Genomic DNA, 7,934 nt, shown 5'->3' on the forward strand with positions numbered 1-7,934 from the left:
CTTTGGAGTTAGCAATTTTACCCATACTAGCAAAATTTATTAACTCTATTAATAGCAGAATAGTTAGTAAAATTGCATTACCTATTAAAAATATTGGGGTAAAATTTAACTCTTTTTTTTCTAGTAGTCTCATCTTCTTAAACCCACAGAGAATTTAACACCGCTAGTAAATGCTGTAAATACTGACATTCCGCCACCTGTACCTATAGCAACAGCAAGTAAGGGTGAGAAAATAGCCTGTATAAGTTGCATCAACAAAGGATTACTAGAGGGTTTATCAACTATTGCACTAGCAACTATGCCCACTATTATTGAGTATGAGATTAGCACTAAGGTTAAACCCAACCAACCGGATAACCAAGCATAAAGAGGCTTGCTTTCAAAAGGAAGCAAAGACAATACTAAGAAAATTGGTGCAACATAAGCAACTAACAAAAAGGATAATTGCACTATGTATTGGAAACCTGCGGATAAACCACTTAGAATCACATAAACAAGACCTTGAATTGCACTATTGACAAGTTCACCAGTAAGATCCAAAGGGTTCCAGCTTCCCGAACCTGAACCAGTTCCCTTTTTCTCTCTGGCTTTGCGCGCGTCTGATTGAGCTTTTTCTATAGTCTCTTTGATGCAGGTTTGTCTAGGATTTGTTGTATTACCATCACTATCTGTTTTAGAAGTTTCAAGTTTTTCACATTCAGCTAAAGCCGTTTGTGTAGCTAAAACGAAACTTTGATCCGCGTTCACATTCCGTATAGCATCTTTCAGCTTTACACCGTTTCTAGTGATACTTAAGATACTCCTGTTTAAATTAGCCGACACATCCTTTAGAGCAATTGTGGTATTAGCCAATAAATAACCATTGTTAGTCAGCATTAGAATTACCAATAATGGAAAAACCATTTCACTTACAAAATTATAAGAAAAACCTTCTTCAGCAAACTTTCTATACCAACCTAAAGAAGCAAAGCTTATTAAAACTACTGCAACCAACATTGATACAGCCACAACAGCCGTATAAATAGAACTTGTCCCAGATGCTAGCTCTGCCCAATCATTTTCAAAAGATTTGTAAATTAAATCTGCCCCATTCATAGCCCCGTCAACTATTTCACCAGCGTCAGTAGTACCGATGTTTTGTTCAGGTTGTTGAACAGTTGATTGAGCAAAAAGGATGATTAAAAGCATTTTGTTAAATGAGTTATCAGGAATCAGAAGTCAGATTATTATTGATTTTTCCAGTAAGAATCTAGTGCAGCAGCAGATTGCAATATTTGTCTAGCGGCTGCATTAGATTCTTGCTGCTCAAGTCTTGCTTGTTCATCCATACGACTAGAAATATCGGCAAGATTAATATTTGCAGCAGCTAGGGAACGCGATTGTTTTTGAGCTTCTGCATGAATTGATTTGCTAACTACAGCTGTTTGTAAATTTTGGACAGCCATCTTTTTTAGGATGTCTTGGGTGATAACATCCTGTTGTGCAGTATTAGCGTTATCCGAAGATTGCGAGATCGCATCATTGGTTATTTGAGATTCTTGTGCTTGCACTCTTTGACCCTCTCGACCTAATACTGATTGAGACTGACCGCGAGTGTATTGCTGGTTCCATTCTCTTACAGCGTTTTCGGCTTGAATACGAGGGTCTAATACTAATAACTGAGTTTCTTGTTTTTGTAAAACTTTCTCAATGTTCTTAGCAGCTTTTAAAGGATCGGGAATACCTAAATCTCCTACACTAGATTGAATTGCCTGATTTAATTCAGCTTCCAGCTTACCTACAGCTTTAGTAAATTCTTTTTGATAGCTATTTATGTAAGTTTGTAAGCCATTGTAAATTTCTTGGAATTGGGTCAGAAAAGATTGATTTGAATTATTGTTAGATTGGATATTGGCTGCATTGGCTGAAATACTAGAAAAATAAATCTGAACTACTACCCCTGAGATCGCGATCAACTGGTTGAAATTCTTCATATAAATTCTCCAAGTCAACTACAAAAGGTTTTTTAGCGCAAGACGAGCTAACAGTTGCTTGCTTATTTTTTAAATCAAAAGAAACAGCATTAACTAGCAATGACTCAGGAGGGTTTTTGCCGTTTTTCAATAAACTTTTAAAAAAACCGTTGTCATAAACCAGAGTATTTGCTGGAAGAGTGGAAACAGGCTTGTTGTAAAGCAAAAGATATCTACTGTCTACTTCGTATTCAGAATTTATTCCGGGTTGTTCTAGTCCTGGAGTCACTAGATTATTGTATTTGAGATTTCTTAGGGCAGGACTACGTTTAACTGCGCCCTCTCCCATTTCTATATACACTTTACATTCATTTTCTTGACTAGCAATAAACTTCTCATATTTAGCTTGATTATATTTCCATACTTCAAAACTTCCAATTGATAAAACACCTGCCAATATTGCTAACAAAATCTTGTTCTGAATGACTGATGAGAGAGTTTTCATAATGGCTTCCCTTGCTTAATGCACTCAACATAATACTTAGAAAATTCTGCCACCCAAGTAAACTTATTATTGTAAATTTTTTTAAACTTATCTCGTGATTCTTGTTCCTCCCTACCATTGACAACCAAAGCCAAAAGGGGATAAGAGGGGTAATAGCGGCATCTAATATATTTATTGTTGTAGTCCAATAGCCATAAAGTATATAGCTGTTGGATGTTGGGCATAAAAGTTTCATTTACATCAATAATTTCTCTAGGGATGCCAAGCAATTCCGAAAAACTTCTAGCTGCGCCTGGGACAATTCGCCCAATCAACCGTAAAGGCATATTCTGCAATATTTGCTCACCAGCCTCAGACTTAGCAATAGAGATCACATCTTGAGCAGCTAGAACTATACGACATCCTGATTTCCGAGCAGTCGCGCATTTACGACCTACCAAACGAGATAAGGAGGGGAATCGTAACAATACACTAGCCTCATCCATGAAAAACATACTGTTAGTCGAGGAGAGCGATTGTCTCGATGCCGCAATATACGCCGACATTCCGAATACCTCCGCTTCTCTGTCTGATTGCAGATTAGTTAATGCAAACGTAATCAGCTTACTGTCTGTTTGGAAAGTTGAAGGTTTGCAAATAGCATTTCCTATTGAGCTTGCTTGCCAGTACTGGAGTCGCAAGCGAATATAATTGAGCGCCTTGTCAACATTCTCATCTTCATAGCCTAAATCAATACAATCGGTACAGAAAAACTGCTCCATGTCTATTAGAGTCGGTGTACTATTCCACTCTGGAGTTCCGATTCCGACTTGTTCAGCTTCATGAAATCGTCGTTGAATATCGGGATTTTCGTAAAATGCTTTTGTCCCCAAAGGTATCAACGATTCTATTGTTTGAGCGAGAAACCCGTCAAATTGTTGGGAACCCAAAACCAATTGCAAGACTATTAAGTTCACATCATTACGATGGGCTTTTATTCTGTCCTCCCTTTGTTCTAACGGGATTTTTGATAAATCCAACGGTTGCACCAAATTGTTGGATTGCTTGGAAATATCAAAGTAGAATCCGTTGTAGTATGGCGTAAAATCTCCAAATGTTCCTGAACCGTCATCATTTGGTAGGTCAATCATCAATATTGACATCCCCAGAGCCAAGCATTCAGCAATTAGAGAAGATACTAATACAGACTTCCCACTTCCAGTAGTACCGATGACCATAATGTTTTTAGTTTTGGACAAGTCAATACAAACTGGCGAGTGACCTTCATCTGCAATCAACTCAAAACCTTGGGTGTCTGCCCTCGCTGTTTGAACCGCCGGAGTTAACCCAATTACTTCACTAGCGAAAAATGATGTTCTTCTGTTGTATGGGCTTGTTAGCTGTGGTCTTTGCCTCAATAGCAAGGTTTCTAACCAAATCAGCCATGTATATTGTCTCTCACGGGTCAATTCAGCCGGTTGGTTTACATAGCCCGAAATCAACCTACAAGCCTCATCTATTTGTTCTGGTGTGTCTCGATAAACCAAAACAATCAGTGCGACATTTTCTGGCACGTCACCAGTGTATAATTGTTTCTGAGCATTAACAGACCACTCAGTATTAATCTGTGATGCTACGTCTATGGTTTTTCTACTAGCACTGATTTCAGCATTGCGCGATCGCCTAGTAATTAGCTGCTGAGTTAATCTAGTCAATTTCTGATCGGCTGGGCTAATCTCTGTAATTATTTCCACATCATAAATGACATCCCTAGCAAAAATATCCCACAGGAAACGCACTTGAGCAGATGTCGAAACAAACGCCTCTGGTTTTTGCGTGAGTGTCAACACCCCCACATATTTCTTCCCATTTTTTGGAGTAGGCAGACATACCCACTGGCGATCTGCAAAGGGAATACCATTGTTCAACAGCACAGATGTTACATGAGCGGAGTCTATGTACTGCCCGGAGTTGGGCAGAGCTTCATAAAATTCTTCGGACAGGGTTCCATCACTGAAAACCAGGGTGTGGGGAACTTTGACTGGTTTTGCTCCCACTTGCACTGATAAGTCCTGCCACAATTCTTTCTCAGATTTCGGGGATGGATTTAATCCCATTCCAGACAGGATTTGTTGATGCCTCAGTGAAACATTTATCGCTTTTTCCAGGACTTGAACCAAGCTTTTTCTCGTTAGTTCTGTCGCTCCTGTCGGTGTGAATCTCCTCTGTAGAAAATTCGACAAGTTGACGATTGCCCGATCAACTGCGTCTCCAGCTTCTGTTCCCCCTGCTTTGACAGTGAACGTTGCATAAACATTTAATTTGATGGCTTTTCGTTTTTTCTGCCTTGTTAGTTCTTGTAAACGAGCTAGACAACCCCAATCTAAAAACGCACTTTCGTCATTTACAGGGTTACTTAAACGATGGCGAAAATTTTCTATCACCTCCTCTTCATTACAAAACGAACTCCAGCGAAATGTATACCTTTCGTCTTGAGGAATTTCTTTACAGCCATTCTCAAAGGCGTGAGCGATGGCTTCTACCTGTTCTTCAGAATTGAATACTGGATGAATCCCCGTGCAGCTATATCCGAAAATTAGCTGCAAAGTATTATCGGTATCACCTACTTGCTTTTTACTCAGCAAGTAGGCTCCAATTGTGTATCCGCCCTTTTTCAGTCTCACGAGGCTAGTTATATCTAGTGAGTCCTCAAAAGGGTTTATTTTTTTAGGTTTAGTGCTACCCCTTTCTAATACCATGATTTAACTTTTTTGGAACCTGCTCTTTTCTTTTCTAAAGGAGAAGAATATTTCACGTAGCCTCGTGTCCATATTGGAACTCCTGGGAAAACTCTCGACCAAAATAAATATGGTTTCTTTCCTGACAAAACTAGGGTTGTGGCACTAAACCAAAGTCCAATCAGTATGCTCCATATTATCCCTAATCCGCACAAAAATACTATAAAAAAACCTACTCCAAATGAAACTAGAGAAACAGCAAATTGGAAACCTGTAAAGATTCCGATTGATGCACTCTTACCTAAAGATTGATTGACTTGTTTGATTTCTTGCTTATGTTTCATAAAGTAGTCAAGACAATTCGCAATGCGCTAAACGCGCCGCTACCGCTAACGCAATTCGCAGTTAAAACAATTGCGAATTGCGAATTGGTATGGTAGGGGCTTGTACCCACTTTTAGAATTCACAATTTGCATTTTCAATTGCGAATGGGCGAAAAAGCGAATTGTTTTAGCAAGCTGCTGTAACCCCAGCAAACAGAATGGTTTGGGCAATGAATAGCACCAGAGTCACGAAAAATATACCAATTGGTTGTTGAACCATCTGGGTAACTTCTTGCCCGTCTCCCAGCGCGTTTGCTACTTTGACACCAGATGCTACAAAGTAAATGAACAACATCACGGTTATTGCTGCGTTAATTACTGCGGGTAACGCATTAATTGCGGCGTTACCCGCAGCACCAGCAGTCCCAAACATACACGTCAATGCAATTTGTACAGGGTTAAATAGTCCAAACGCATGGGCTGGCATTGTTTGAATCCCCACAATCAAAGTAACACCGACAGCATAAATATGATGCTGATATTTCCGCCCTAATTTTCCTATTGCTTTCGCCACAATTTGGGTTTGTGTTCGTTGCTTGGGTTGGAATTTATTAGATGCCAAGACAATTGCTCCTTTCTTGATCAGAAAACACAGACTTTATTCGATATTCCTAAATCTGATTAACAGCATAATCCTATCACATCAAACAAATTACCACAGATAGTTTAATAAAGTTTATATCCTCATAGTTGGGATATTTATCTTTTCCATTTATCACGTATTCTTGTCTTACTTTCTTCTAGTATTCACCGATTACCTTTGGGATAAATTGGCTGTTCTCTAATTAGCCTTTTAATGGTAGTTGATAAGCTGGTTCCCCATAGATTGGCTATTTCTTCTAGCCTTTCACGCTCAAATTGGTCTAAATACACAGGTAACGAAGTCTTTTTTCTCTTCTGATTATTCATCCCCAAATCCTTATTTGTTTTCGTGGAAGTCGATGATTATTATAATCAAAACCTTACTTGATATTAGGAGGATTAAATATGTTTTTATGCTATTATTATAATATTCAAATACTCGTGTATTCGGTGAATGCAATTATCCCAAACCAAGAATATTTTTAGAGGCAATAGGAAGAGCTATATGGCACGTTCTAATTCAGATAAGTCTAATTTAGTCTGTCTTACCGTTCGCGTAGAATCGGAATGTCTCCAGGATCTAAAGCTTTATTCAAGAGTCATTGGTAAAAACCAATCGGAAATTTTGCGCGAATTAGTCACAAGTGGACTTAATGCCATTCCTGATCATCAAAGGCAAGCTATGGAAATTATTGCTAATTGTCGAAGTTCTAATTAACAACTACAGATATCGTTGTCAAGCAACCTGAGAGGATGTTTGAAAAGTCATCCAACGTATGTTTGACTACTCTGGCTATCGAGAAGTTAAACGAGATAATGAGAGTTATGGGACTTGCGATCACTTCTCTGAGTTGCATTTAAGGCTCAAGCTGACACTTTTCAAACAACCTCTGAGAGAAAATGTGAGGATTTTATCGCGCAAACCCCTAATCTGGCTGGATAAAGAAGTAAGCTGGCTTCTACTTCTGGCTTACCCACAAGAATCATCCACGCGGATATCTCGCCAGATATCAGAAATCTGCCAGCCGGAATTGCCAACAGACTGTACTGGAGGATTGTCAAGGAATGGAATATAGTCAGGAACGAATGGCTCTGAAATTGCTACTGCTTCCTCCTCAGCCACAGGGACTGAAGAATCGACAGTGTTAGCTTCTTGAAGTTGGTCTTCTGCTTCTTCGATTAACTTCATCTGTCTCAGGGTAAGCTTGTCGGATTTTTTGATGATTTTTTTTGTATCTATATCATTAGAAGTTTTCATTGGCTTAAAATTTGGATGGGTAAACTTGGGAGAAGATGGGTATTAATAATTGCACAGAATTAACAAGGTACACCAAATCTATGGAAAATACGAGTCCCTTGTTGAGGAATTTATTAATTGGACATAAATATCTTTTTCGGGCAGATGCCCTAGCATAATCTAGTTGCACAGATGCCTTAAAGCGATCGCTTCTTTCCTTATGACTGTACCTCAAGATTGTTTTGCGCTTTTGACTTCTAATAAGCAGATAATGAAGGGTTAAGAGTTCTCGCTGTGGAGGAACAGCGTTGAGAAACTTATCAGGTGATAAAGGCACAATCTTAGTAGTAGATGACGAAGCCAGCAGGAAGCCGAATTTTACAGACGCGTCTTGAGATGATTGGCTACAGTGTAGTTACAGCTAGTGATGGTGAAGAAGCTTTGTCAGCTTTTCGCCTTTTGACCCCTGATTTAATAGTTCTGGATGTGATGATGCCAAAACTAGATGGTTATGGTGTCTGTCAAGAATTACGGAAACAATCAGACGTACCAATTATC

9 protein-coding genes and 1 pseudogene are annotated in these 7,934 nt (G+C 39.0%); 2 read left to right on the top strand and 8 right to left on the bottom strand.

Going from position 1 to position 7,934, the window contains the following annotated elements; translation table 11 throughout:
* Positions 1-129: 129 nt before the first annotated feature.
* The 7 genes from ACEW80_RS32235 to ACEW80_RS32265 form a co-directional block, all read right to left on the bottom strand.
* Positions 130-1,188: a type IV secretion system protein gene (locus ACEW80_RS32235; protein WP_373530511.1), complete on the bottom strand. Its 1,059-nt coding sequence runs from the start codon at positions 1,186-1,188 to the stop codon at positions 130-132.
* Between the two features lie 38 nt (positions 1,189-1,226).
* Positions 1,227-1,973 carry a hypothetical protein gene (locus ACEW80_RS32240; protein ID WP_373530512.1) on the bottom strand — a complete coding sequence of 249 codons (747 nt, stop codon included), beginning with the start codon at positions 1,971-1,973 and terminating at the stop codon, positions 1,227-1,229.
* Positions 1,912-2,457: a hypothetical protein gene (locus ACEW80_RS32245; protein WP_373530513.1), complete on the bottom strand. Its 546-nt coding sequence runs from the start codon at positions 2,455-2,457 to the stop codon at positions 1,912-1,914. Before ACEW80_RS32245 ends, ACEW80_RS32240 begins: the two co-directional genes overlap by 62 nt.
* Complete coding sequence (locus tag ACEW80_RS32250; protein WP_373530514.1) at positions 2,454-5,120, bottom strand: helicase HerA domain-containing protein; 2,667 nt, start codon at positions 5,118-5,120, stop codon at positions 2,454-2,456. The genes ACEW80_RS32245 and ACEW80_RS32250 overlap by 4 nt, the downstream gene beginning before the upstream one ends.
* Before the next feature lie 65 nt (positions 5,121-5,185).
* Positions 5,186-5,518, bottom strand: coding sequence for a hypothetical protein (locus ACEW80_RS32255; RefSeq protein ID WP_373530515.1), 333 nt, complete (start codon positions 5,516-5,518; stop codon positions 5,186-5,188).
* Between the two features lie 166 nt (positions 5,519-5,684).
* Positions 5,685-6,119, bottom strand: a complete 435-nt coding sequence (locus ACEW80_RS32260) for a hypothetical protein (RefSeq protein ID WP_373530516.1) — start codon at positions 6,117-6,119, stop codon at positions 5,685-5,687.
* 185 nt (positions 6,120-6,304) lie between these two features.
* On the bottom strand, positions 6,305-6,466 hold the full coding sequence (locus ACEW80_RS32265) for a ribbon-helix-helix protein, CopG family (RefSeq protein ID WP_373530517.1): 162 nt from the start codon (positions 6,464-6,466) through the stop codon (positions 6,305-6,307).
* Positions 6,467-6,644: 178 nt separating this feature from the next.
* Between ACEW80_RS32265 and ACEW80_RS32270 the strand changes: the two genes are divergently transcribed.
* Positions 6,645-6,857, top strand: a complete 213-nt coding sequence (locus ACEW80_RS32270; RefSeq protein ID WP_373530518.1) for a hypothetical protein — start codon at positions 6,645-6,647, stop codon at positions 6,855-6,857.
* A 252-nt stretch (positions 6,858-7,109) separates the two neighbouring features.
* Here ACEW80_RS32270 and ACEW80_RS32275 read toward each other — a convergent pair whose 3' ends face one another.
* Positions 7,110-7,397, bottom strand: a complete 288-nt coding sequence (locus ACEW80_RS32275; protein WP_373530519.1) for a hypothetical protein — start codon at positions 7,395-7,397, stop codon at positions 7,110-7,112.
* A 287-nt stretch (positions 7,398-7,684) separates the two neighbouring features.
* Between ACEW80_RS32275 and ACEW80_RS32280 the strand changes: the two are divergent.
* Positions 7,685-7,934, top strand: a pseudogene (locus tag ACEW80_RS32280) (response regulator); the annotation flags it as partial.

Source organism: Nostoc sp. (assembly GCF_041747015.1).
Lineage (GTDB): Bacteria > Cyanobacteriota > Cyanobacteriia > Cyanobacteriales > Nostocaceae > Nostoc.

Excerpts from the sequence above, each read along its gene's own strand:
- ACEW80_RS32265 (WP_373530517.1), bottom strand. The coding sequence starts at position 6,466 with ATGAATAATCAGAAGAGAAAAAAGACTTCGTTACCTGTGTATTTAGAC.
- ACEW80_RS32245 (WP_373530513.1), bottom strand. The coding sequence starts at position 2,457 with ATGAAAACTCTCTCATCAGTCATTCAGAACAAGATTTTGTTAGCAATA.
- ACEW80_RS32275 (WP_373530519.1), bottom strand. The coding sequence starts at position 7,397 with ATGAAAACTTCTAATGATATAGATACAAAAAAAATCATCAAAAAATCC.
- ACEW80_RS32270 (WP_373530518.1), top strand. The coding sequence starts at position 6,645 with ATGGCACGTTCTAATTCAGATAAGTCTAATTTAGTCTGTCTTACCGTT.
- ACEW80_RS32235 (WP_373530511.1), bottom strand. The coding sequence starts at position 1,188 with ATGCTTTTAATCATCCTTTTTGCTCAATCAACTGTTCAACAACCTGAA.
- ACEW80_RS32240 (WP_373530512.1), bottom strand. The coding sequence starts at position 1,973 with ATGAAGAATTTCAACCAGTTGATCGCGATCTCAGGGGTAGTAGTTCAG.
- ACEW80_RS32255 (WP_373530515.1), bottom strand. The coding sequence starts at position 5,518 with ATGAAACATAAGCAAGAAATCAAACAAGTCAATCAATCTTTAGGTAAG.